The 22,695-nt window shown below is 70.1% G+C and carries 21 protein-coding genes; 13 read left to right on the top strand and 8 right to left on the bottom strand.

Features of this window, described 5'->3' with window-relative positions; all coding sequences use genetic code 11:
* Positions 1 to 13: 13 nt before the first annotated feature.
* Positions 14 to 1,009: a 3,4-dihydroxyphenylacetate 2,3-dioxygenase gene (gene hpaD, locus ACNYC2_RS16900; RefSeq protein ID WP_419702904.1), complete on the bottom strand. Its 996-nt coding sequence runs from the start codon at positions 1,007 to 1,009 to the stop codon at positions 14 to 16.
* A gap of 102 nt (positions 1,010 to 1,111) precedes the next feature.
* Here hpaD and ACNYC2_RS16895 point away from each other — a divergent pair, with 102 nt between their 5' ends.
* The gene (locus tag ACNYC2_RS16895) at positions 1,112 to 2,023 is read left to right on the top strand and encodes a LysR family transcriptional regulator (RefSeq protein ID WP_419702903.1); all 912 of its coding nucleotides are present in this window, start codon (positions 1,112 to 1,114) and stop codon (positions 2,021 to 2,023) included.
* Positions 2,024 to 2,126: 103 nt separating this feature from the next.
* Positions 2,127 to 2,807, top strand: coding sequence for a GntR family transcriptional regulator (locus ACNYC2_RS16890; RefSeq protein ID WP_419702902.1), 681 nt, complete (start codon positions 2,127 to 2,129; stop codon positions 2,805 to 2,807).
* A 64-nt stretch (positions 2,808 to 2,871) separates the two neighbouring features.
* Here ACNYC2_RS16890 and ACNYC2_RS16885 read toward each other — a convergent pair whose 3' ends face one another.
* The 6 genes from ACNYC2_RS16885 to ACNYC2_RS16860 form a co-directional block, all read right to left on the bottom strand.
* Positions 2,872 to 4,197: a DUF3500 domain-containing protein gene (locus ACNYC2_RS16885; protein WP_419702901.1), complete on the bottom strand. Its 1,326-nt coding sequence runs from the start codon at positions 4,195 to 4,197 to the stop codon at positions 2,872 to 2,874.
* A 16-nt stretch (positions 4,198 to 4,213) separates the two neighbouring features.
* The gene (locus ACNYC2_RS16880; protein WP_419702900.1) at positions 4,214 to 5,074 is read right to left on the bottom strand and encodes an ATP-binding cassette domain-containing protein; all 861 of its coding nucleotides are present in this window, start codon (positions 5,072 to 5,074) and stop codon (positions 4,214 to 4,216) included.
* Entirely contained in the window at positions 5,071 to 6,900 is a 1,830-nt protein-coding gene (locus ACNYC2_RS16875; RefSeq protein WP_419702899.1) for an ATP-binding cassette domain-containing protein, read from the bottom strand. Before ACNYC2_RS16875 ends, ACNYC2_RS16880 begins: the two co-directional genes overlap by 4 nt.
* Positions 6,897 to 7,841: an ABC transporter permease gene (locus ACNYC2_RS16870; protein ID WP_419702898.1), complete on the bottom strand. Its 945-nt coding sequence runs from the start codon at positions 7,839 to 7,841 to the stop codon at positions 6,897 to 6,899. The genes ACNYC2_RS16875 and ACNYC2_RS16870 overlap by 4 nt, the downstream gene beginning before the upstream one ends.
* Positions 7,842 to 7,883: 42 nt before the next feature.
* Positions 7,884 to 9,413, bottom strand: coding sequence for an ABC transporter substrate-binding protein (locus tag ACNYC2_RS16865; RefSeq protein WP_419702897.1), 1,530 nt, complete (start codon positions 9,411 to 9,413; stop codon positions 7,884 to 7,886).
* 100 nt (positions 9,414 to 9,513) lie between these two features.
* Positions 9,514 to 10,563, bottom strand: a complete 1,050-nt coding sequence (locus ACNYC2_RS16860; RefSeq protein ID WP_419702896.1) for an amidohydrolase family protein — start codon at positions 10,561 to 10,563, stop codon at positions 9,514 to 9,516.
* A gap of 354 nt (positions 10,564 to 10,917) precedes the next feature.
* Here ACNYC2_RS16860 and ACNYC2_RS16855 point away from each other — a divergent pair, with 354 nt between their 5' ends.
* The 6 genes from ACNYC2_RS16855 to ACNYC2_RS16830 are packed head-to-tail and all read left to right on the top strand — an operon-like array spanning position 10,918 to position 16,244.
* Positions 10,918 to 11,703 (top strand): dienelactone hydrolase family protein, encoded by a 786-nt coding sequence (locus ACNYC2_RS16855; RefSeq protein WP_419702895.1) that lies wholly within the window; start codon positions 10,918 to 10,920, stop codon positions 11,701 to 11,703.
* Positions 11,700 to 13,010 carry an FAD-dependent monooxygenase gene (locus ACNYC2_RS16850; RefSeq protein ID WP_419702894.1) on the top strand — a complete coding sequence of 437 codons (1,311 nt, stop codon included), beginning with the start codon at positions 11,700 to 11,702 and terminating at the stop codon, positions 13,008 to 13,010. The genes ACNYC2_RS16855 and ACNYC2_RS16850 overlap by 4 nt, the downstream gene beginning before the upstream one ends.
* Positions 13,007 to 13,498: a nuclear transport factor 2 family protein gene (locus ACNYC2_RS16845; RefSeq protein WP_419702893.1), complete on the top strand. Its 492-nt coding sequence runs from the start codon at positions 13,007 to 13,009 to the stop codon at positions 13,496 to 13,498. The genes ACNYC2_RS16850 and ACNYC2_RS16845 overlap by 4 nt, the downstream gene beginning before the upstream one ends.
* A complete protein-coding gene (locus ACNYC2_RS16840) occupies positions 13,495 to 14,349 on the top strand; it encodes a fumarylacetoacetate hydrolase family protein (protein WP_419702892.1) in 855 nt (284 codons plus the stop codon). Before ACNYC2_RS16845 ends, ACNYC2_RS16840 begins: the two co-directional genes overlap by 4 nt.
* A gap of 3 nt (positions 14,350 to 14,352) precedes the next feature.
* Complete coding sequence (locus ACNYC2_RS16835) at positions 14,353 to 14,757, top strand: RidA family protein (RefSeq protein ID WP_419702891.1); 405 nt, start codon at positions 14,353 to 14,355, stop codon at positions 14,755 to 14,757.
* Positions 14,754 to 16,244: an NAD-dependent succinate-semialdehyde dehydrogenase gene (locus ACNYC2_RS16830; RefSeq protein ID WP_419702890.1), complete on the top strand. Its 1,491-nt coding sequence runs from the start codon at positions 14,754 to 14,756 to the stop codon at positions 16,242 to 16,244. The genes ACNYC2_RS16835 and ACNYC2_RS16830 overlap by 4 nt, the downstream gene beginning before the upstream one ends.
* A gap of 73 nt (positions 16,245 to 16,317) precedes the next feature.
* Here the strand turns inward: ACNYC2_RS16830 and ACNYC2_RS16825 are convergent, their stop codons facing one another.
* Positions 16,318 to 17,898, bottom strand: coding sequence for an MFS transporter (locus tag ACNYC2_RS16825; RefSeq protein ID WP_419702889.1), 1,581 nt, complete (start codon positions 17,896 to 17,898; stop codon positions 16,318 to 16,320).
* Between the two features lie 135 nt (positions 17,899 to 18,033).
* Between ACNYC2_RS16825 and ACNYC2_RS16820 the strand changes: the two genes are divergently transcribed.
* The 5 genes from ACNYC2_RS16820 (at position 18,034) to ACNYC2_RS16800 (ending at position 22,695) form a co-directional block, all read left to right on the top strand.
* A complete protein-coding gene (locus tag ACNYC2_RS16820) occupies positions 18,034 to 18,537 on the top strand; it encodes a MarR family transcriptional regulator (RefSeq protein ID WP_419702888.1) in 504 nt (167 codons plus the stop codon).
* A gap of 192 nt (positions 18,538 to 18,729) precedes the next feature.
* A complete protein-coding gene (locus ACNYC2_RS16815; RefSeq protein ID WP_419702887.1) occupies positions 18,730 to 19,329 on the top strand; it encodes a hypothetical protein in 600 nt (199 codons plus the stop codon).
* 26 nt (positions 19,330 to 19,355) lie between these two features.
* Positions 19,356 to 20,651 carry a HupE/UreJ family protein gene (locus ACNYC2_RS16810; RefSeq protein ID WP_419702886.1) on the top strand — a complete coding sequence of 432 codons (1,296 nt, stop codon included), beginning with the start codon at positions 19,356 to 19,358 and terminating at the stop codon, positions 20,649 to 20,651.
* A gap of 23 nt (positions 20,652 to 20,674) precedes the next feature.
* Positions 20,675 to 21,373: a response regulator transcription factor gene (locus tag ACNYC2_RS16805; RefSeq protein ID WP_419702885.1), complete on the top strand. Its 699-nt coding sequence runs from the start codon at positions 20,675 to 20,677 to the stop codon at positions 21,371 to 21,373.
* The gene (locus ACNYC2_RS16800) at positions 21,370 to 22,695 is read left to right on the top strand and encodes a HAMP domain-containing sensor histidine kinase (RefSeq protein ID WP_419702884.1); all 1,326 of its coding nucleotides are present in this window, start codon (positions 21,370 to 21,372) and stop codon (positions 22,693 to 22,695) included. Before ACNYC2_RS16805 ends, ACNYC2_RS16800 begins: the two co-directional genes overlap by 4 nt.

Here is a 22,695-nt window from a genome sequence, read left to right as displayed (position 1 = left end):
GGCGATCTGCGGATCAGTGCAGGCCCAAATAGTCCTCGAGTGTGGCGGGCGAGGCCTGGAGCAGTGGTTCGTGCACCGGCTGACCGGGGAACTCGCTGGCCTCGAAGAACCAGCGCCGCGAGGCCGGCATGCCCCAGAGCTGCGCACGCCGCGGGTTGCTGACGTCCCAGCGGATCGGCTCCTCCTCCAGGTCGATGAACTGGTAGTGCGTGGTGAAGAGCTCGATGCGGTGCTGGTCGGGGTCGCGCAGGTAGAGGAACAGCGCGTTGCTGATCCCGTGCCGTCCCGGACCCCTGTCGATCTCCTCGCCGAAGCCGAGCGCGCCGGCGACGTCGGCCGCGTGCAGAAGCGCCGACGCGTCGGGGACGGTGTAGGCGAAGTGGTGCAGCCGAGGTCCGCGGCCGTTGGTGAAGACGAGGTCGTGGGTGTTGCCCTTGACCTCCATCCAGGAGCCCCAGAGCTCGTCGGTCCCGTCCTTCGCGGTGTACTCGGACAGCCGCATGCCGAGGCCCGCCCAGAAGTCGGTGGCGGTCTGCACGTCGTGCGTCACCACCTGGTAGTGGTCGAGCCGCTGGGGCGCACCGGCCACGAACTCGTGGAACTCCTGCATCTTGCGCGGTACGAGCTCCATCGACGACGTGAGCTCGATGTGGGTACCGACGGCATCGCGGAACCGGAGGGTGGGGCCCTGGTGGTCCCTCTCCACCCGTTCGTGCTCGATGCCGTGGGTGGAGAAATACCGCTCGGCCGCCGTGATGTCCTCGGACGCACGGACGCGCAGGCCGATGTGCAGGGCCTTCGCCTCGGCAGCGCGCTCGAGCACGAGGCTGTGGTGCGCAGACTCCTCCAGACCGCGGAGATAGACGACGTCGTCCGTCTCCTCCGTCACGACGAGTCCGATCGTGTCGCGGTAGAAGTCGCGGCTCTTCCCGAGGTCGGTGACGGCCAGAGACACATGACTTGCCCGGGTGACGGTGAACGGCGGCGTGTGGCTCGTGATGGGAAGCATGCTGAAAGGCTGGCACCCGAACTGGGTGGCACGGAAGAACGAAGTGGCTCTGGCTGCCATAGGGGATCGCTATAGCAGGCGCCGTCGAACTAGGCTCTGTGTATGGAACTGCGGCAGCTCCGGTATTTCACAGCTGTGGTCGCGGCCGGGTCGTTCACGGCGGCGGCCACGGAGCTGCACCTGTCTCAGCCGCCCCTGAGCGTCTCTGTCTCCAAGCTGGAGTCCGAGCTCGGGGTGCCGCTGCTGGTCCGCACGTCGCGCGGCGTCGAGCCGACCAGCGCCGGACGCTTTCTGCTCGACGCGGCGTCGCGGGTGCTCGGCGACGTCGACGACATCACAGCAGCCCTGCGGCGGTTCGGCGCGGGGGCGGCCGGCTCGCTCACCCTGGCGGCCGTCCCGGTGCTCATGTGGCACCGCGTACCCGACCTGATGCGCGAGCTGTCGCGGGAGGCGTCAGACCTGGAGATCCGGCTCGTCGACCCCCCGCCATGGACCGCGATCGAGATGCTGGAGCAGCGAAAGGTGGACCTCGCCGCCGTCGTGGTCGACGATCCCCGCCGGTTCGCCGCGCGGCACGGCGACACGTTGGACATCCTCGACTGGGGGCCGGTCCCGCTGGTCGCGGTGCTGCCTACGGAGGCGTGCGATGCGCCGGACCCGTTCCCGCTGCGGGCGTTCGACGGCGAGCCGGTGCTGCTGCCGCGGCGTGCACCCGCGGTCCGGAGCCTCCCGGAGGCGGTGGAGGAAGAGTTTCGCCGGCACGGGGTCGTTCCGGGCTTGGTACGCACGGTCGACACCATCCAGGCCGGGCTCCCGCTGATCGAGGCAGGGGTCGCCCGCGCGATCCTGCCCGACCCGGACCGAGCGAGCCTGGCCCGGTTCGACGTCACCGTGCGCGCGCTAGATCCGGCGCCGCGGCCGTTGCGGGCGCTGGTGCTCTCCCGTCGCGGCGGTGACGCCGACCCAGGGGTCGCGCGCGTGCTACGGCACGTCGCGGCCCGACAGGAGAAGTAATCCTGTGTGATTTCCGATAGGATCGACGCATCGATGAGTTCGCCCTGTCCTTCCGCGACGACGCGGTCCCGACGGCGCTGCTCTGACTGAGGAGGGAGTGGTCGTGGCTCTGAGCAAAGCCGACCAGTGCTACGAGATTCTGCGCAAGGGCATCATGGAGGGCACCTTCAGCCCTGGCTACCGTCTGGTGATCGACCAGCTCGCGCGCGAGTACGGGATCAGCTCGGTGCCGTGGCGCGAGTCGCTGCGTCGGCTCGAGGCCGAGGGCTGGGTCGAGATCGTCCGCAACGCCGGAGCGGTGGTCAAGACGTTCGACACCGGCTCGTGGGAACGGACCATGCAGCTCCTGGCCAGGCTGGAGGGATACGCGACCGCGCTGTCCGCCCCCCGCCTCACCACGGCCGACCTGAAGCAGGCGCGCACGCTCAACCGCGAGATGGGCGAGTCGCTGTCGAACTTCGACCCGGCGCGGTTCGGTGTGCTCAACAGGGAGTTCCACCTGCTCCTGTGCTCCCGGTGCGACGACGAGCGCCTGAACGCGTTCGTCGAGGACGAGTGGACGCGGCTCGAGCTGATCCGCCGGTCGGCCTTCTGGTACGCGCCGGGCCGGGCACACGCCGCACTTGCCGAGCACGACGGGCTGGTCGACCTGATCGAGGGCGGCGCGGACCCGGACGTGATCGAGACAGCTGCTCGTCGGCACGAGCTCAACAGCGTCATCGCGGTCGCCGAGCACGAGGCCCAGCTGGCGCAGGAGGCGGCCGGTCCCGTGCAAGCAGGCTGAGCGTGACCAGCCGGCCCGGCAGCGCCGAGCCGGCTGATCCGGCCTTGCTCAGGTTCGGGGTAGGTCAGTCGTCCGCAGCCTCCGGCCCTGCCACCAGCTGTTGCACGTAAGCCCGCCCGTAGTCGTTCCCGTTCGGCAGCCGGAGCGTGGTGTGGACGTGGAAGCGCGCGGGCAGCTTGTTGGCGAGCCAGACTCCGGCGTGGTGGTCCAGCTCCGCCAGCACCACCGGACTGTGGACACGCAGGTAGAACGGCTGGGAGCCGTCCGTGGCCCCGTACCAGGCGAACCAGGTCTCGTCCCGGTGGTCGTCGACCTCCTGGAGCGCGAGCTTGCGCTGCGGCTCGGTCAGCAGGAGGAAGAAGTCCTCCACGATCGCGCGTAGCACTCTCCACTGGTCCTCCGACAGCGCGTCCGCGCGGAGTCCTTCGTACGGGATCACGCGGTTGTCATGGAACGCACCGGCGACGTGCCGTTCGTCCGCCGGATGCAGCCGCCCCTCGGGCATCGCCGGGTCGAGCACCGACGCGTAGACGACCGCCTCGGCGCGCTGCTCGGTCGTGAGGGAGGACGCCAGCTCGATCGCCAGGCGCTCGCGGGCGTCGAAGAGCGGTGGTCGAGCGTCGTCGGACAGCGCCGGCTCCGCCCCGAGGAACACGGGTGCGACGACGTGGCGCCCGGCGACCGAGACGAAGCTGACGGCCACGTGGTGGCCGAAGACCTGCCAGCCCCAAGCGCCGTGCAGTGACGGGACGCCGAAGAGCGAGACCCAGTAGCTGCGGTCGTTCATCAGCGCGGGCAGGCCCACGAGATCCCCGAGGAAGCCGTTGAGTGCCATGGCCTCCTCAAGACGTTCGAAGCCCTCGGGGCTCAACGAGGCGCGGACCATGTCGAGAACCGCACGCACGGCCGGCTCGTTCAGCTCCTCCAGGCGTAGCCCGACACGATGGATGACGAACTCGGGGTTGCTCCACGCGCGCCACTCGGACGCGTCGACCGGATGACAGAACTGCTTCCGTTCGTCGGCCGTCAACGCGTCGAGCAACTGCTCGGCGGCCCGCACCGGCGCCGCGTCCGGCATGTCGACCGGCCGCAGCCGGTGCACGTCGTCGCGGACCACCCCGTCCGATGTCACGCCGACAAAGGGCTGGTCGTATAGCTCCTGCCACGATGCGAGCAGCTCCTGGACGAAGTCGGGCGACCGCTTGCGGCGCGAGAACTCCTCGTACCCGAGCCCGCGCCACTGGACCACGTCCGGGTCGTCCGGGTCGGGGAGGTAGGCACGGAAGCTCTCGTCCGTGAGCAGCACCTCCTCGTGGCGCCCGGTCACCCGCGCCGTCGAGAAGAAGCCGTCGATGTCCTGGTCGCCCTGCCTGTCCTGCGGTTCCGTCACGATGAAGCCTCTCTCGTCATGCCGCCGCGGCGGTCGCGGCGCGGCGTGCCACCCTGGTGGCGCGCCGTTCCTCGCGGCCAGCCGGGTGCGCCGCGGGGCTCGCGGCGAGCAGCGCCTTGGTGTAGTCGTGCTGCGGCGCTTCGAAGATCTCGCGGGTCGTGCCCTGCTCCACGAGCTCGCCCTGGCGCAGCACACCGATGCGGTGCGACACGTGGCGCACCACGCCCAGGTCGTGGGTGATGAACAGGTAGCTGACGCCGCTCGCTGCCTGCAGGTTGGTCAGCAGGTCGAGGATCTGGCTCTGCGTGGACAGGTCGAGCGCGCTGACCGCCTCGTCGCACACGACCAGGCGTGGCCGGAGCACCAGTGCCCGGGCGATGGCCACGCGCTGGAGCTGTCCGCCCGACATCTCGGACGGGAACCGCGACAGGTGCGCCTCGGTGAGGCCGACCTGCTCGAAGGCCTCCACGGCACGGAACCGCTGCTTGTCCCGGCCGCGCAACCCGTGACGGGCGAGCGTGTCGGTGACGGCCTTGCCCACCCGGTGACGAGGGTTCAGGGACGCGACCGGGTCCTGGTAGACGGCCTGGACGTCACGGCGGTACGACAGGGGGGTCCGGCGGCCCAGTCCCGCGACGTCCCGGCCGTCGAACACGACGGACCCGCCGCTGACGTCCGCGAGGCGCAGGATCGCGCGGCCGGTAGTGCTCTTGCCCGAACCGGACTCGCCCACGAGCCCGTAGGTCTCGCCCGGCGCGATGGTGAAGCTGACCCCCTTGACCACCGTGAGCGTGCGGCGGCGCCATGCGGCGGCGCCGGCGACGTCGTAGTCGACCCTCAGGTCCCGGACATCGAGGAGGGGCTGGGTGTCGCTCATACGGGCCTCGCTTCGTCGTGCGCCACGTCGCCGTGCGCCGAGGGATGTGCTGCGAGCAACGCCGCGGTGTACGGGTGCCGCGGGTGGTCGAACAGCGACCTGACGTCGTCGACCTCGACGAGCTCGCCCTGGTACAGGACGGCCACCCGGTCACAGGTCTCGGCGGCCACGCCGAGATCGTGGGTGATGTTGATGATCGACATGCCGAGCCGATCGCGCAGGTCGAGGACGAGGTCTAGCACCTGGCTCTGCGTCGTGACGTCCAGGGCGGAGGTCGCCTCGTCGAGGATAAGGAGATCGGGCTCACCGGCCAGGGCCAGGGCGATCGCGACCCGCTGCGCCATGCCGCCCGAGAACTGGTAAGGGTAGTGGTCCAGCCGGCGCCCCGGGTCCTTGACACCCACGAGGTCGAGCAGCTCCGTGGCGCGGGCACGAGTCTGGGCCAGGGACAGCTCGTGGTGGATACGCAGCACGTCGGTCAGCTGCCGCCCCACCGTGTGCACGGGGGACAGGTTCGCCTGCGGGTTCTGGAAGACGACGCCGAGGCCCGCGCCACGCAGCGCGGTGAGCTGATGCTCGGAGCAGCCGGTCAGCTCGGTGCCACCGAGCGTGACGGAGCCGCCCGCTACGCGGACCCCCGGCGGCAGCAGACCGAGGATGGCCTTGGCGAGCATCGACTTGCCCGAGCCGGACTCACCCAGCAGGCCGAGGATCTCGCCGCGCCGCACGGTGAGCGAGACGTCGCGCACCAGCGCGACGGTCTCACCGTCGGGCCGGTCGGCCACGATGCTCACACCGCGCACATCCAGGACGACCTCGGCGTTGTGCCGGCCGGCCGGGCCGGCCGCCTCGGCGGCGCGGACGTCGGCGAGGGTTGGCGCGGCCTCGCCCTCGGGCGGCAGGACCCGGCCGAGCAGCTTGGTGCGGCGATAGGGCTTGCGTCGTCCGGAGAGCGCGTCGTTGATGCCGTCGCCCAGCAGGTTGAGTGCCAGCACGGTCACGACGATCGCGATACCGGGTGGGATCGCCATGAACGGGTGGTCGGCCTGGTGCTCGGTCGCGACGCCCAGCATCCCGCCCCAGGACGGCTGGTCGTCCCCGAGCCCGAGGCCCAGGAAGGACAGGGCGGCCTCCACCTTGATGGCGGAGCCCAGGAAGACGGCGGCCTGGACGATGAGCGGGCCGACCAGGTTGGGCAGGACCTGCCCGAACAGCACATGCTGGCTGCGCATCCCCGACACGCGCGCGGACTCGACGTACAGCTTCTTGCGTTCGGTCAGTGTGATCGCGCGGGTCAGGCGGGCGAAGTTCATGGAGAAGATGAGGCCGATCGCGAGGATCAGGACCGGCATGCCTCGGCCGAGGATCGCGATCACGACGAACCCGACCATCAGGCCGGGCAGTGCGTCGGCGATGTCCAGCGCACGGGAACCGATCCGGTCGTACCAGCCGCCCTTGTACCCGAGGACCAGGCCGACCGGCACTCCGACGAGCATGGCGACGAGGACCGAGCCGCCGGCCACTACGAGCGCGGTCCGCGCCCCGTAGATCAGCTGGCTGAGCAGGTCACGGCCCAGGTCGTCGGTGCCGAGCGGGTGCGCGGCGGTGGATCCGGACAACGGGGCACCGAAGTCGGTCGCCTCGGGTGCATACGGCGCTACCAGGGGTGCCGCCAGGGCGACGAACGCGAGGACTGCTAGGGCGACGATCGCGAGGAGCGTCGCGGGCTGGTGGCGCAGTCGGCGCCATGCCTGGGAGATCCCGTTCGCCGGGGTGCGGGGGAGGGGCGCACCGGTCTGCGGGCCGGCGGCAGCAGCGGTACTCACTGAGGCCTCGCTTGGGGGTTGATCAGTCCGTAGCTGATGTCGAGCAGGAGGTTGACGACGATGACGAGGACCGCCGTGATCATCACGACGCCCTGCACCACCGGGAAGTCCTGGCCGATGACGCTCGTCAGCATGACGCTGCCGAGGCCCGGTAGGGCGAACACCTTCTCGACCACGAAGCTGATCCCGATGAGGATGGCGAAGGTGACGCCGGTGGTTGCCAGGACCGGCACGAGGGCGTTCTTCACGCCGTACCGTGCGACCAGTAGTCGGCGGGAGACACCGGCAGCCGTGAGGGTGTCGGTGTACGGCGCGGCGAGCGACGTGACGACGGCGGCGCGCGTCTGGCGGGCGATCATCGCGCCGCCGGTCAGGCCGAGCGTGATGGACGGCATGACCAGGCCGCGCAGCCAGGCGAGCGGGTCGTCCGTGATCGGCGTCCACGCGACGATCGGGATCCACCCGAGGTGCACCGCGAAGACGGAGGTGAGCAGCAGGCCGAGCCAGAACTCCGGGATGGCGAGCCCGACGACGGTGCCCCCGGTGACCAGGCGGTCGGCCAGAGTCCCGGGGCGGGTACCGGTGTAGATGCCGGCACCCACCCCGAGGACGATCGCGACGACCATTCCCCCGAGGACGATGGAGAGTGTGGCGGGTAGTCGCTGGGCCAGCATGTCGGCCACCGGGATGCCTGCCCGGAACGACATGCCCAGGTCACCGGTCAGCAGGCCGCCGAACCACTCGGCGAACCGTTCGACCGGTGGCCGGTCGAGGCCCAGCTGGGCCTCGACCTGGGCGATGGCCTCCGGTGTCGCGGAGGCGCCCAGGATCGCTGCCGCCGGGCTGCCGGGCACCAGGTACGTCAGGGAGAAGACGACGACCGAGATGATCAGCAGCTGGGGTACGGCGAAGAGCAGTCGGTAGGCGATGAGCTTGCCCATCGGATGGATCTCCTCGTCTCGAGAGAGGGTCGTGCTCGGCTGTCAGGAGCCGGCGGGGCGGAGGTCGCGATAGTTGACCAGGTTGGTCTCCCAGGTCTCGCTGGGCGCTGCGACACCGGTCACGGTGTCCGCGTTCCAGGCGAGGAGCTCCTCCCCGGCGACGTGGGCGCAGGTGAGGGCCTCGTCGGAGATGATCTTGGTGACGTCGGCCCAGAGCGCATCGGCCTCGGGCGAGCTGCCTGCGGCGATCGCCTTCTCGGCGGCGGTCTTGAGCTGGTCACTCTCGACACCTGTCGGGTTGCCCGGTGCGTCGGCGGCGAACCAGGACGAGTACCAGTCGAACGGTGTCAGCTCGTCGTTGCCACCGAGCCCGATCGGGTAGCGGCCGCTGTTCCACTCCGAGAAGTACTGGGGCGGGGGCGCGCTCTCGACCGTGATCTTCATCCCGAGCTCGCCCACCTGCTCGGCGTAGATCTGCATCTGGCGCTCGTTGAACATCGTGGCCAGCATCTTCACGTCCACCGTCGGGTTGCCGGCCCCCTCGTAGAGCTCCTGCGCCTGGGCCAGGTCGTGCTGGTAGCCGGCGATCACCGGGTTGTATCCCTGCTCACCCTCGGCGAAGTGCTGGGTGCGCACCGTCCAGTCGGGCTCGAGCTCCGCGAGCACCTCCGTGTCGATCGCGTAGCAGACCGCCTTGCGCACGGCGACGTCCTCGAAGGCTCCGCCAGGGCCGCGGTCGAAGAAGATGGGGTTGTTGCGGATGGCGGGATAGGCCAGGCGCTCGACGTTCGTCGCCGCGTCGAGGGTGCTGAACTCCGAGACCTCCGTGTCCGTGAGGTCGATCTCGCCGCTGGTCAGTGCCGCTGTCGCCGCGGAGTCCTCCGGGATCGAGACGAGCTGGATGGTCTCGAAGCCCACCGGGTCGCCCCAGTAGTCCGCGAAGGGGCCGAACGACAACCGGGTGCCCGCGACCGACGCCGCCTCGTCGTAGGCCCAGGGGCCGGTGCCGACGGGTGTCTGCGCGATCGTGCCCGCCTCGATCGCGGCGGGGCTGGCCATCGGCGCAGCGCGGGTCGTCAGCGTCGTGAGCAGCGACGGCGTCGGCTCGGACAGGTTGAGCCGGACGGTCAGGTCGTCTATGACGTCGATCGACTCGATCACCTGGAACGGTCCGGCGTACGGGCCGGGCGTGTCCTGGATCGTCTCGATGTTGAGCTGCACCGCGTCGGCGTCGAACGGGGTGCCGTCGTGGAACGTGACGCCCTCGCGCAGCGTGAGCGTCAGCTCGAGGCCAGACTGCTCCCACTTGGTGGCGAGCACCGGCTTGATCTCGCCGTCCTCGAGCGCGACGAGGTTCTCGTAGGGAACGCGCAGGAAGCCCGCTTCCATCTCTGCGCCGGGTGCCCAGCTCTCGGGGAAGCCGCCCCAGTTGACCCGCAGGACCGAGCCGGCCGCGGAGCCGTCTCCGGCGGTGGGGTCGTCGCCGGAGCTCGTACCCGAGCAGGCGCTCACCGTCAGGGCGAGCACCACTGCGGGGACCAGCACCCGCGAAAGGCGTGTCTTCTTCATCATGGTCAGGCGCCTCCTTGCGCCGTCATACACAGGGGAGAAGGGGTCGACGGAACCCGGGCGACGTCGTCGACGCCCGATCGGTCCCTCAGTGGGTGGCTGTCTAGATCGGCAGGTTGAACAACCGCTTCGCGTTGCCGGACAGCACGAGCTCGCGGTCCTCGTCGCTGATCTCCAGGTCGTTCTGCACGAAGTCGACGCCCTGGCTCATCCAGCCGTAGAACACGGGGAACGAGGAACCGAAGAGGTAGTGGTCGGCGCCGTTGATCTTGAGCGCCGCCTCGACCTGGACCTTGCCCCAGGAGTGCGGATGGGTCAGGTCGAAGTAGATGTTGTTCTCGAGGTAGCTCTTGATCCTGTCGCCGCCGGTCGGGTCAAGGCGGTCGATCGCCTCGGCCTTGTTCGACTTGTGCGGGGTCAGCAGCGCCGTGTTGGCGAACCAGTTGCCGCCCAGCATCGTATGGACGAACCGCAGGTCAGGCATCCGGTCGAACATCCCGCTGAACAGCTCGCGGCCGACGGCGATGCCCTGGTCCATGATCCGCCCGTACTCGCGGCGCAGGTTCGTGTAGTCGACCACCGACTTCCACTCGACCGGCAGCGGCGTGTGGTGGACGATCACCGGGATGTTGAGCTTCTCGATGACCTTGAGATAGGGCTCGAAGGCCGGGTCGTCGAGGTAGAGCTGGCCGTAGTGGCAGGCAAGCTGCACACCCACCACGCCGAGCTCGCCCACGCAGCGTTCCAGCTCGTAGACGTTCTCCTTACCGCCCCACGGCGGCACGCAGGCGGTCGAGAAGAGCCGGCCGTTCGAACGCTGCACGATGTCGAAGGCGTTGTCGTTGACCTCCTTGCAGATCTCCAGCGGCAACCACTCCTGCCACACCGGCACCCGCATCACGCCGTAGTCCACACCGGCGTCGTCCATCGCGGCGAGCTTGGCCGCCACGGAGTAGTCGCCGTCGACGTAGTTGAGGTTCTGGAAGCCCGCGGGCTTCTCCAGGATCAACTGCTGCTTGCCGCCCTCCGTGGTGGCGACGCGGGCGATCTCGCCGAAGCCGCGCGGGGCGCTGTCGAGGAAGCCGTTGAGGATCTTCTCGTTGGAGAACAGGTCCTCGGGCAGGTGGTGGATGTTGATGTCGACGACGGCCATTGTCGTTCGCTGCTCCCGTCTTGCGGTGGATCCCTGAGCACCTCTGCGTGCCCGGACAGGGACGGATCGTGTGGGAAATCATATGCAGATCGACGCAGGGGCGGCAAGGGTCGTTCTCTCCGCGAGCGCCAAACTCGACCAGCAGGCCCTGAAATTCAGCCATTCCCCAGAATTGATGGAGTAGAAGCGTCGTCGGAGCGGACGGTTCACACTTGAAATCGTGTAGGAAATGATCCTACGATGCCGCCACGCTTCAACGTCGAGCGAGAGTCCAGCGGTCACCGGCGACAGCACAGATTGCCACGCCGGCCTGCGGCCACCTCCCTCGAACCTCTGTCAGACGGAAGGTGGCTGATGAACGACCTGCTCACGCGGGATGTCGAGTACGAGCACGACGGCACCCGGATGGTCGGTGCCCTGTGCGCGGTGCCAGGCGCTCGGAACGCGCCCGGGGTCCTGCTGATCCACGACGCCTTCGGGCTCTCCGAGGAGATGTTCGCGGTCGCCCGCCGGATCGGGCGTCTCGGCTTCGCGGTGTTCGCCGCGGACGTCTGGGGCGACCGGACCCAGCCTGCGACCGAGGCGGAGATCAGGCCGCTGCTCGGCAGCATGGTCGGCGACCGGAGACGTTGGATGGGGCGGGTCGCGGCGGCGCATGCCGCTGCGACCGCCCAGCCGGAGGTCGACGGGTCCGCCCTGGCCGTGCTCGGCTACTGCTTCGGCGGGTCCTCCGCGCTGGAGTACCTGCGCACAGGTGGGGACGTGCGTGGCGTCGTCAGCATCCACGGCGGTCTCGACCTCCTCGACGCCGAGGGGGACTGGTCCGTGGCACGCTCGGGCGTCCGGGTGCTGCTGTGCACGGGCGCGGACGATCCGATGGCCACCGCCACCCAGCGGGTTGCGCTCGAGACGGCGATGAGCCGCTTCGGCGTCGACTGGGAGGCCGACCTGTACAGCGGGACCAAGCACGCCTTCACGAGCCCGAAGGCCAAGAACTCGCCGAACCCCGACGTCGTCGCCTATCACCCCCGCAGCGCCGCGCGGGCGTGGGAGGCGACGGCCCGGTTCCTGCGCGAGCAGTTCCCCCAGGCAGCCCCGGTCGAGGACCAGGCCGTGCCGGACCGCCTGGACCGTCGATGACCACGACACCACCAGAGAACGAGGACATCATGCTCGACATCGCCATCATCGGAGCCGGCCCGGCAGGCCTGGCCGCCGCGCTGCGCCTGCACCAGCAGGGCTTCCGCCCCCGCATCTACGAGAGCGTCACCGAGCTGAAGCCGCTCGGCGTAGGCATCGACGTCAAGGTGTACGGCGCCAAGGAGCTCGACGAACTTGGGCTGCTCGAGGAGTTCCGGGCCATCTCCGTCGACGCCAAGGAGTCGATCTTCTACAACAAGTACGGCCAGGAGATCTACGCCGAGCTATGCGGGGTGCACATGGGGTACCTGTACGAGCAGCGGTTCGTGCACCGCGGCTACCTGCAGATGCTGCTCTATCGCACGGTGCTCGAACGGCTCGGCCAGGACGCCGTGGTTACCGGCGTGCGCTGCCTCGGCTACACGCAGGACGCCGACGGCGTCACGCTCGACGTCCGCCACGGTGACGGCACCGAGGGCACGGTCAGGGCCGACGTCGTGGTCGCCGCCGACGGCATCAAGTCGACCGTACGGGCACAGATGCACCCCGGGATGTCCGAGCCGGTGTACTCGGGCATCACCATGTGGCGTGGCACCACGCTCATGGAGCCGTTCCGGGACGGGCACACCATCCTGCACATCGGCGCCCCGCAGAGCTCCAGCATGATCGTCTACCCGATCGCCGATGACTTCGAGGGCACCGGCAAGACGCTCGTGAACTGGGTGGTCGAGGCCACCCGCACCGAGTCCGTCGAGGACTGGAACCAGCTCGGGGCCGTCGAGGAGATCATCGGCTACTACGACCAGTTCGAGCTCGACTTCCTCGACGTCCAGCAGATGCTCCGCGACGCGCGTGAGGTCTACCTCTTCCCGCTGATCCGGCACGACCCGCTGGAGACCTGGGTCGACGGACGTGTGGTGCTCATCGGCGACGCGGCGCACGCCATGTACCCGCGCGGCGGCAACGGCGCGTGCCAGGCGATCGTCGACGGCGGCGCGCTGGCCGAGGCGCTCGCCACGCACGACGACCCGCACGAGGCGCTCAAGGCCTTCGAGGCCGCACGCATCGACCAGGTCAACGGCATCGTCATGGCACACCGCGGCGAGGGCTACGAGGTGATCCGGCGGATTGTCGAGGACCGCACCGAGGGGCAGCCGTTCGAGGACATCGAGCAGATTCTTCCCCTGGCCGAGGCCGACGAGATCTTCAGCAAGTACCACAAGCTCGTCGGCCAGCCCCGGCCGGGCTGGGAGTCGGGCCAGGCCACCGGGTTCCGTACCTGGGAGCGCGCGGGGGAGACCCGATGAGCGCCGTCGTGACGGCCGACGCCGCAACCCGGGCGGAGCTGCTCGCGGTCGAGGAGCGCCGGCGTCAGGCCCTGATCGACGTCGACCTGCCCGCCCTCGACGACCTCTACGACGACTCGCTCGTGCACATCCACGCGCCCGGCCTGACGCACACCAAAGCACAGCTGCTTGAGCACGTGGAGACACACCGCGCCTACCTCGACATGGTCCGCGGCGAGCTCTCCGTCCGGCTCGTCGGGAACGTCGCGGTGATCACGGGACGGCTCACCAACCGTATGCGGGCCCCGGGCGGCGGGGAGCGGGTTCTGGGTGGCGTCGCCACCCAGGTGCTGTGCCGCTGCGCCGACGGAGCTTGGCGGTTCATCAGCTTTCAGATGACACCCGACGGGGAACAGGTCTGGCCCGCCCTGCCCTCGCAGCAGGAAGACGCTGCCGGGGCGCACGACACAGCACAAGACACAGCAGAAGAGGGAGACCAGGAACGATGAAGATCGCACGATTCCACGTCGGCACCGGCCCGACCCGGCTCGGCCTGGTCGACGGCGACACGATCACCGACATCTCCGACGTGCCCGGTGTGGGGACGTCATTGCGCGCGATCCTGCCCGTGCTCGACTCCCTCCGCGACGCCATCCTGACGGCCGGCGGTGAACGGCACCCACTCGACGCCGTCGTACTTGAGGCGCCGGTCGACGATCCCCAGAAATACCTCGGGATCGGCATGAACTACCGCGAGCACGCCGAGGAGGCCCGGCAGGCTGGCATCCCGATCCCGACCAGCCAGCTCTGGTTCAACAAGCAGGTCTCGTGCATCGTCGGACCACGCGACGACATCCACAAGCCTGCGGTCTCCGACGAGCTCGACTACGAGGTGGAGCTCGCCGTCGTCATCGGCCGGCGCTGCCGGCACGTGGCCCCGGCAGACGCGCGCTCCGTCATCGCGGGCTACCTCGTCGCGAACGACGTCTCCGTGCGCGACTGGCTCATGAAGCGCTCGCCCACGTTCACCCTCGGCAAGTCGTTCGATACCCACGGCCCGCTCGGGCCCTGGCTCACCACGGACGACGAAGTCGCAGACCCGCTGGCTCTGCGCATGCGCCTGACGGTCAACGGCGAGGTGCGCCAGGACTGGACCACCGACGACATGATCTACGACATCTACGAGCAGATCGCCTACCTCACGCAGGTGATGACGCTGATGCCGGGAGATGTCATCGCCACCGGTACACCGTCCGGGATCGGCGCTCCGACGGGCCGGTTCCTCAATGTCGGCGACGTCGTGCGCGCAGAGATCGACGGCCTCGGCGCCCTCGAGAACCGCGTCGTAGCGGAGCCCTGAGCGATGGTCATCAGGGAAAGCATCGAGCTGCCCGGGTTCGCGCACGCGAATCCCGTGCCGGTCGCCAGCCGTATCGGACCCTTTCTCGCCACCGGCGTGCTCACGGGCCGCGATCCGGTGACCCGCGCCATGCCGGAGACGCTCGCCGACCAGTGCACGAACGTGTTCACGCACGTCCGCGCTGTGCTGGCTGCCGCAGACGGCAGCACCGACGACATCCTCAGGATGACGTTCTGGCTCGCCGAACCCGGAGACCGCACTGCACTCAACCGCGAGTGGACTGACATGTTCCCCGAGCGGGCACACCGCCCGGCCCGCCAGGTCGTGGCGGCCCGACTCAACGGCGGCGCGCTGGTCCACTGCGACCTGCTCGCCGTGCTCAAGACACCAGAAGCAGGAGAACGATGACGAAGGAGAGCCCGATGAACGTCGACCACGAGGCCAGGCTGCTGGCCAAGGTGCCGGACGGCCTGTTCATCGGCGGACGGTGGCGGCCCGCCACCGACGGGACACGGTTCGACGTGCACGACCCGGCGACCGGCAAGGGTGTCAAGGAGGTCGCGGACGCGACCGTCGCGGACGGCACCGCCGCCCTCGACGCCGCATGCGACGCATTCCCAGTCTGGGCGGCCGCGCCCGCACGGGTACGCGCCGAGATCCTCCGCCGTGCGTTCGACCTGGTACAGGAGCGAGCCGAAGAGCTCGCCCTGCTGATGACCATCGAGATGGGCAAGCCGCTCGCCGAGGCCCGCGGCGAGGTCGCCTACGGCGGTGAGTTCCTCCGCTGGTTCAGCGAAGAAGCGGTCCGCGTGCAGGGCCGCTACGGCCCCAACCCAGCCGGCACGGGCCGCATGGTCGTCACCCACCACCCCGTGGGGCCGTGCTTCCTCATCACCCCGTGGAACTTCCCCTTGGCGATGGTCACCCGCAAGGTCGCCCCGGCGCTCGCGGCCGGGTGCACCGTCGTGATCAAGCCGGCGGCCCTTACTCCGCTGACCACGCTCGCGATGGTCCAGATCCTGCACGAGGCAGGCGTGCCGGACGGCGTCGTCAACGTCGTCACCACGACCAGGACGGGCGTGGTCTCGGAGGCGATCATCCGTGACCCGCGCCTGCGCAAGCTGTCGTTCACCGGCTCGACGCCGGTGGGCCAGAAGCTTCTGGCGCAGGCGGCGACCGGTGTGCTGCGCACGTCGATGGAGCTGGGCGGCAACGCGCCCTTCGTCGTGTTCGACGACGCGGATCTCGACCGGGCGGTCGACGGTGCGATCGCGGCGAAGTTCCGCAACATCGGCCAGGCCTGCACCGCCGCCAACCGGATCATCGTGCACCGGTCGATCGTCGACGAGTTCACCCACCGCGTGACCGAACGTGTGGGAGCCTTCCGCACCGGCCGCGGCACGGAGCACGGGGTGACGATCGGTCCGCTGATCGACGAGCGAGCCGTCGTCAGGACGGGCGAGCTGGTCGACGACGCCGTGGGCCGTGGTGCCACTGTGCGTGCGGGTGGCGGCGCCGTCGACGGCCCTGGGGCGTTCTTCGCCGCGACCGTGCTCTCCGACGTCCAGCCCGGCAGCGCGATTCTGCGTGAGGAGATCTTCGGCCCGGTGCTGGCGATCGTGCCGTTCGACGACGAAGACGAGGCAGTCCGGATCGCCAACGACACCGAGTACGGGCTCGTCTCGTACGTCTACACGGAGAACCTCGCACGTGGGCAGCGCATGGTCGAACGGCTGGAGACCGGGATGATGGGCCTCAACGTCGGCGTCGTCTCCGATGCTTCGGCGCCCTTCGGAGGCTGGAAGCTCTCCGGCCTGGGTCGTGAGGGCGGCACCGAGGGCATCCACGAGTACCTCCAGACCAAGTACACACTCACGCCCGACCCATTCGTATGATCCATGTCGGCCCCGCCCCACGAGGAGGGCGGGGCCGACGGCGTGCGCGTGCCCCGGGCAGGCAACCGCGGGTTCAGGCGTGTCCGGCCTGGCCCTCGACCGTCTCGGTGACGACCTGCCCCCCGGTGGCCCGGCGAGCTCCGCGCAGCGTGATGAGCGCGACGACGGCGACGGCTGCCGCCACGGCCGCAGCCACGAGGAACGCGGCGTGCATGCCGGAGACGTAGGCGCCCTCGGCGAGCGATGCTGCCCCCGCGTCCAGGCCCGCGGGCACGGAACCCTGCGCGAGACCCTGGAGCTCAGCTTCGCCAAGACCGAGCGACGTGGTGCCGGAGTGCACGTTGGCCGCGACGACGGCGGACATCACGGCGGTGCCGACGGCGCCGCCGATCTGGATGCAGGTGGACTGGAAGCCACCGGCGACACCGGCGAGGTGGACGGGGGCGGACCCCACGATCGCCTCGGCGCCTGCCGTGATCGTCATGCCGGTACCCATCGCGAGGACCACGAAAGCGACTGCGGTGACCACATAGGGCGACGTCGCGGAGACGGTCAGGAGCGCGAGCAGGGCCACGACACTCAGCCCGAGGCTGAGGACCGCGGTCGCGCGTGTGCCAATCCTCGTGACGAGGACGGAACCGACGGGCGCCGAGACGATCGAGACCGCGGACATCGGTAGCAGCATCAGTCCTGCCTCCAGGCCCGTGGCCCCGCGGAGGTTGATGAAGTACATGGGCAGCACGAACGTGACGCCCATGAGGACGAAGAAGTTGGTGGCGATCATGAGGCCGCCGGTGCCGACCGAGGTGCCACGGAACAGTGACAGGGGCAGCAGCGCGTCGCCGGTTCGGGCCTCGGTACGAGACTCCAGGGCGATGAAGCCCACGACCACCAGGATGCCGGCGGCAAGCAGCCCCAGCGTGCGCAGGTCGCCCCACCCCCAGGTCTCGGCCTGCACGATCGCGAAGACCGTGGCGACCAGGCCCGCCGCGAGCACGACGACGCCGCGCACGTCGAAGCGCCCCGATGCGGGGAAGCTGGTCCGCGGCAGGAGGCACAGCCCGTAGACCAGGCCGACGGCGGCGACAGGCACGTTGACGAAGAAGACGGACTGCCAGCCGAGAACGGACTCCAGCGCCCCGGCGAGCGTCGGGCCGACAGCGATGGCGATTGAGGAGATGCCGCCCCAGATCCCGACAGCCATGCCGAACTTCTCGCGCGGGAACGTGGCCCGCAGGAAAGCGAGGGTCTGCGGCATGAGGATGCCCGCCGCGACACCTTGCGCGACGCGGAAGGCGATCAGGCCGCCGGCGGTCGTGGACAGTCCGATGGCGACCGAGGCGAGCGTGAACAGGACCAGGCCGACGAGGTACAGCGTGCGGTGTCCGTACCTGTCGCCGAGCTTGCCGGCCAGGATCAAGGTGGCGGCGAGGCCGAGAAGGTAGCTGTGGGTGACCCACTGCAGCTGGGCGAATGTGGTTCCGACGTCCGCGGCGATCGCCGGGTTGACGATCGACACGACGGTTGCGTCGAGGCCGACGAGGAACAGTCCGAAGGCGACGCCGATGAGCGTGAGCCAAGGTCGGCCGCGCAGCGGCGTACGTACGGGCGGCTCGGCGGACTTCCGAGGGGCAGACGAGGTCGCGGTGCTCAATGGTCTCCTTGGAAATGGTGCGGTGCGGTGCGGGGCGAGCGGTCAGCGTCCGCGCGGCAGCGAGAAACCCGGGGGACCCGAGAGCTCGGTGGTGATTATGAAAGTATAACTACTCTGCCGACTTAGGATGTGACCATGTCCGACGAGATCACCGTCACGCCCGACGAGGACGTGACCCTTGGCCTGATTGCTCTGGCCGACGTCGTGATCGAGCTGTGCCGCCATCTCGACCTCCGGTCCGCGGGGCTCCGGGGGATCGTGCCCATGACGGGCACGGACGTCGCCGTGATCCGCGCGATCCACCAGACCCCGCGCACGTCACCGTCTCGCATCGCCGAGGCGACAGGTCTCGCGCGCAGCAACGTGAGCACGGCACTGCGCGCGCTCGAGGGTCGCGGGCTGGTGGTGCGTGACCACCCGACGGGTGACGGGCGCACGGTCGAGATCGTGGCGACACCCCTCGCGGAGGAGCATCTCGCTCAGATCCATGAGTTCTGGGCCGGTCGGCTCAAGCAGGCGCCTCCGGCGATACGCACTGCCGCACTCGACGCGCTGCCCGCCCTGACGGACCTGCTGGCCGCCCTCGCCCGGCCGGGCCACGTGGACAGCAGCAGCGCGGCCAGCACGGCGACGCCGTGACCGAGAGCGAGTCCGGTCAGCAGCCGAGCCCTTGAGCGATAGGGCCGGTCGTGGCCGAATGACTGCCGCGCCGCGCCGCGGCGGGCACCCAGGCGGATTTATCAGCGATTTGATGAAGCGTTGCGGTGCGGCTGAGCCGTCCTCGCCGAGTGTGGTTCCACCACCAAGGACGACCACTCGGAGGACAGCCCCATGAAGACGAAGATCCGCAAGGCGGTCGCGATCGGCCTGCTCGGCCTGATGCTGCCGCTCACCGCTTGTTCGGCGCTCGTGGCCGAGAGCAGCACGGAGACTGCCACGACCAGCACCGAGAGCAGCGAGTCCACCACGGACACCAGCACCGAGGACTCCACGACCGAGTCCGACGATTCAGGGATACCGGCTGCTCCTGAAGGGGCTGCGCCAGAGGGCGGAGCCGGGCCAGGTGGTGAGGCGGGCGCAGACACCGTCGCCACGTCCACCGACGACCTGGACGCGCTGATCGAGACCGCGCTCGGCGACGCGAACCTGGGTATCCACCGGGGCCACCAGCCGATCGAGACGGTGCTCGACGAGGTGCTCGCGATCAGCCACGACGAGCTCCACGTCCGGATGGACTCGGGTCAGAACCTGGCCACGGTCGCCGAGGACCTCGGCATCGACCCGCAGACACTGATCGACGCACTGGTGGACTATTTCCAGCCCGTGATCGACCAGGCGCTGGAGGACGGGGTGATCGACGAGGCACAGGCCGAGGACTACCACCAGCAGCTGGTCGACGCCTTCACCGAGCGCGTCAACTACGAGGGTTGAGCGGCACCCGCCGCGCGAGGTCCGACATGAGCCACCTCCTGCGCATCGTCCGGCGCGCCGCCGCTACCCTGGTGGTGGCGGCGCTCGCGCTGACCCTGTTCTTCCCTACGTCGGTCGAGGCGCACTCGCTCGACAGCACCACCGCCTCGGTCGTGGTCGGCGAGGACGGGGTCGACACCTCGTTCACGATCGCCCTCGCAGCGCTCGACGACGCCCTCGGAACGACCCTGGCCACCGACCCGAGCTCGCTCGGTGAGCATACCGACGAGGTCACCGACTACCTCGCACAGCATCTGACGGTGACCGGTGCCGACGGCTCGGTGTGGGCCGAGTCCTTCTCGGACCTGACGGTCGAGTCGGTCGAGGGCATCGACTCGCTCACGGTCGACGTCTCGGCCGACGCGGCAGATGCCGACCCGTCGTCCTTCACGTTCGCCTACGACGGTGTGGTGGAGGCGGTCGACGGGCACGAGGTCGTCGTCGTGCTCACCGACGCCTCGGGCGACATCTCGACGGCCGGGGTGATCGACCAGGCTGGCGGGAGCGTCACCGTAGGTGACGTCACCTCGGCCGCCGTGGGCACGACCGAGGCGAGCACGGGCGTCCTCGACATGATCGGGTACGGGTTCCACCACGTGCTCGACGGCGCGGACCATCTGCTCTTCCTGCTGGCGCTCCTGCTACCGGCGCCGTTGCTCGTGGCCGGCCGCCGCTGGGCCGCCGGCAAGTCCGCGGCCCGGTCGCTGGGCTCGGTGGTCCGGATCGCAACGGCGTTCACCGTGGGCCACTCGGTGACGCTCGTCGCGGCGGCGATGGGCTGGGTGAACGTGCCGAGCGGGCCGGTCGAGGTGCTCATCGCGCTGTCGGTCGCCGTGGCCGCCGCGCACGCGGTCCGTCCGCTGGTCCGCCGGGGCGAGAGCGTCATCGCCGCCGGGTTCGGCCTCGTCCACGGTCTGGCCTTCGCCGGGATCCTCGCAGACCTCGGTCTGGACGGCACCGCCTCCTGGACGGCGCTGCTCGCGTTCAACGTGGGTATCGAGCTGGCCCAGCTCGTGACGATCGCGCTGACGTTCCCGGCGCTGTACGTCCTCTCGCGCACCCGCTGGTACACCCCCGCGAGGTTGACCGGCGCCATCATCGCGCTGGTCGCGGCGGCCGGGTGGGCACTGGACCGGCTCGGCGTCCTCGCCAACCCGCTGACGGGGCTCGAAGAGGCGGTGATCGCCCGCCCCTGGGTCGTCGTCGCGGGATTGGCGGCCGTCGCCGCCGCAGCCCTGGTGCACCAGCGCGTCGCGCCGGACCGCGACCGGGTGGCGGCGTGACGCTCCCGGGCTACTCTGCGGACATGCCCACGATCTTGCTCGTCGAGGACGACCCGGCCATCCGGGCGTCCCTGACGCGCGGGCTCGTCGAGCAGGGTGCGACCGTGAGCGCGGTCGGGTCGGCGGTCGAGGCGATCCGGGCGCTGTCCACCGACCGCCCGGACGTCGTCATGCTCGACCTGGGCCTACCGGACCTCGACGGTTCCGACGTGCTGACGATGGTGCGCGCCACCAGCGACGTCCCCGTCGTGATCGCGACCGCGCGGGACGACGACGCCGAGGTGGTACGGCTGCTCGACGCAGGAGCGGACGACTACCTCGTCAAGCCGTTCTCGGCGGCACAGGCCATGGCGCGGGTACGCGCCGTCCTGCGGCGCTCGACCGCCCCGGGCGAGGCGGCGACGGACCACCGGGTGGTGGTGGGCGAGCTCGTGATCGATCCGCCGGCACGCACGGCGACCCTCGCGGGCCGCGAGCTCGACCTCAACCGCAAGGAGTACGACCTGCTGCTCGCCCTCGCCACCCGGGCCGGCGCCGTCGTGTCCAAGCGGCAGCTGCTGGCCGAGGTGTGGCAGCTGCCGTGGGGCGGCGCGGACCGCACGGTCGACGTCCACCTGTCGTGGCTACGGCGCAAGCTCGGTGAGACCGCCGCGGAGCCGCGATACCTGCACAGCGTGCGCGGTGTCGGCGTCAAGCTGGTGGACCCGGCGAGCAGGTCGTGAGCCTCAGCCTGCGCGCACGCGTCCTGACGCTCGGCATCGGCGCCGCCGTCGCCGTCCTGCTGCTGCTCACCGTGCCGACGGTGCTGGTGGTGTCGCAGGACGCGCGCGAGGACGCCGACCGCGGGGCCGAGATCACCGCACAGTCCGTCGCCGACGCCGCGGAGAACAGCAGCGGTACCGCGACAGACCTCGAGGACCTCGTCACGCTCACCAACGAGCGCGACGACGCGGAGGTCACCGTTCTGCTCCCGGACGGCACGGCCCTGGGCGCCGAGCGGCCCGAGTGCGTCGCCACCGCCGTCGAAGCCGCTCCCGACGGCGACGGCGACGGCAGCGGTCCGGGTCGTGGGCCGGAGGACAGCCCGCCCGACCAGATCGACGGTGGGCGGCTCGTGACGCTCGCAGCCCGGTCGTCAGCCGGTGACGTCACGGTGTGCGCTTTCGTGCCGTCCTCGACGGCTCGGCTGCAGACCCTGACCCGGCTCGGCGCGATCGGCGGAGCCGGGCTCGCGGTGCTGGTCGTCGTCGCCGTGGCGGCCGTGCTGGTCGCTCGCCGCATCGCCCGGCCGCTGGCCACAGTCGCGGACACGGCCGACCGGCTCGGCCGTGGCGACCTCGGCGCCCGCGTCCCGGACGAGGGACCGCCGGAGGTCCGCCGCGTCGGGGCCGCGCTCAACGGCTTGGCGACGCGTATCGAGGAGCTGCTCCGGACCGAGCGCGAGACGGTTGCCGATCTTTCCCACCGGCTGCGCACCCCGCTGACCGCGGTCCGGCTCGACGTCGAGTCCCTGCCCGACTCCCCGGCCCGGACGGAGCTCGAGGACCACGTCGCGCAGCTGCAGCGCACCCTGACCGCCGTGATCCGGGCCGCCCGGCGGCCTCAGCGGGAGGGCGCCACGCCCCGGTGCGACGCCGCGGCCGTGGCTCGCGAGCGCTTCGGCTTCTGGGCCCCGTTGCTGGAGGACCAGGGACGGGTCACGACGTTCGCCGCCCCGCCCGGGACGTGGCCGGTCCGGTGCGCGGCGGAGGATCTCGCTGCCGCGCTGGACGCCCTGCTCGAGAACGTGGCTGCGCACACGCCGGACGGTAGCCCGGTCGCCGCCGAGGTTACCCGGGGGGACGGTGGCACGGTCCGCGTCGACATCAAGGACCAGGGGCCTGGCCTGCCTGCCTTTGCTCTCGAGCGAGGGCGCAGCGACCGTGGCTCGACGGGCCTGGGGCTCGACATCGCCCGTGCCTGCGCGGAGGCGACCGGAGGACGCCTCGAGGTGCGGTCCGAGCCTCCGTGGTCGACCGTCCGCCTGGAGCTCGGCACCACCTGA

This window comes from Promicromonospora sp. NFX87, from assembly GCF_048564965.1.
GTDB lineage: Bacteria > Actinomycetota > Actinomycetes > Actinomycetales > Cellulomonadaceae > Promicromonospora.
The sequence above is the reverse complement of the archived record's forward strand: the minus strand, read 5'-3'. Positions and strand labels throughout refer to the sequence as shown.

Bases quoted from the DNA above. Each gene is read 5' to 3' on its own strand.
- hpaD (WP_419702904.1), bottom strand. From the start codon at position 1,009: ATGCTTCCCATCACGAGCCACACGCCGCCGTTCACCGTCACCCGGGCA.
- ACNYC2_RS16895 (WP_419702903.1), top strand. From the start codon at position 1,112: ATGGAACTGCGGCAGCTCCGGTATTTCACAGCTGTGGTCGCGGCCGGG.
- ACNYC2_RS16880 (WP_419702900.1), bottom strand. From the start codon at position 5,074: ATGAGCGACACCCAGCCCCTCCTCGATGTCCGGGACCTGAGGGTCGAC.
- ACNYC2_RS16870 (WP_419702898.1), bottom strand. From the start codon at position 7,841: ATGGGCAAGCTCATCGCCTACCGACTGCTCTTCGCCGTACCCCAGCTG.
- ACNYC2_RS16865 (WP_419702897.1), bottom strand. From the start codon at position 9,413: ATGATGAAGAAGACACGCCTTTCGCGGGTGCTGGTCCCCGCAGTGGTG.
- ACNYC2_RS16860 (WP_419702896.1), bottom strand. From the start codon at position 10,563: ATGGCCGTCGTCGACATCAACATCCACCACCTGCCCGAGGACCTGTTC.
- ACNYC2_RS16855 (WP_419702895.1), top strand. From the start codon at position 10,918: ATGAACGACCTGCTCACGCGGGATGTCGAGTACGAGCACGACGGCACC.
- ACNYC2_RS16850 (WP_419702894.1), top strand. From the start codon at position 11,700: ATGACCACGACACCACCAGAGAACGAGGACATCATGCTCGACATCGCC.
- ACNYC2_RS16845 (WP_419702893.1), top strand. From the start codon at position 13,007: ATGAGCGCCGTCGTGACGGCCGACGCCGCAACCCGGGCGGAGCTGCTC.
- ACNYC2_RS16840 (WP_419702892.1), top strand. From the start codon at position 13,495: ATGAAGATCGCACGATTCCACGTCGGCACCGGCCCGACCCGGCTCGGC.
- ACNYC2_RS16835 (WP_419702891.1), top strand. From the start codon at position 14,353: ATGGTCATCAGGGAAAGCATCGAGCTGCCCGGGTTCGCGCACGCGAAT.
- ACNYC2_RS16830 (WP_419702890.1), top strand. From the start codon at position 14,754: ATGACGAAGGAGAGCCCGATGAACGTCGACCACGAGGCCAGGCTGCTG.
- ACNYC2_RS16820 (WP_419702888.1), top strand. From the start codon at position 18,034: ATGTCCGACGAGATCACCGTCACGCCCGACGAGGACGTGACCCTTGGC.
- ACNYC2_RS16815 (WP_419702887.1), top strand. From the start codon at position 18,730: ATGAAGACGAAGATCCGCAAGGCGGTCGCGATCGGCCTGCTCGGCCTG.
- ACNYC2_RS16810 (WP_419702886.1), top strand. From the start codon at position 19,356: ATGAGCCACCTCCTGCGCATCGTCCGGCGCGCCGCCGCTACCCTGGTG.
- ACNYC2_RS16805 (WP_419702885.1), top strand. From the start codon at position 20,675: ATGCCCACGATCTTGCTCGTCGAGGACGACCCGGCCATCCGGGCGTCC.